This is a genomic window from Paraburkholderia sp. SIMBA_027 (genome assembly GCF_046535315.1).
GTDB classification, from domain to species: Bacteria; Pseudomonadota; Gammaproteobacteria; order Burkholderiales; family Burkholderiaceae; genus Paraburkholderia; species Paraburkholderia tropica.
On sequence record NZ_JAWRWY010001751.1, the window covers coordinates 1 to 229 of the forward strand.

General features: G+C 59.8%; 1 protein-coding gene. It reads left to right on the forward strand.

The genetic code is table 11. The features are described 5' to 3' along the window. On the forward strand, positions 1-199 hold a 199-nt coding region (locus SB764_RS45165; RefSeq protein ID WP_410867458.1), incomplete at its 5' end, for a YciI family protein. Between the last annotated feature and the right edge of the window lie 30 nt (positions 200-229).

The following is a 229-nucleotide window of genomic DNA, read 5'->3' on the forward strand; positions in this document are numbered from 1 at the left end:
TGCCGAGGGCACGCTGAAGATTGCCGGCCCGTTTCTGGACGCCGAAGGCAAGCCCAATGGCAGTCTGGTTATCGTCGAAGCCGCGGATATCGAGGCCGCGAAGGCGCTTGCCGATGCCGACCCCTACGCCAAGGCCGGCCTGTTCGAAAGCGTGGATGTGAAGCCCTATAACTGGGTCTTCAACAATCCGGGAGCGTGATGGGTCATGGCGAATTACTGGCTTTACAAG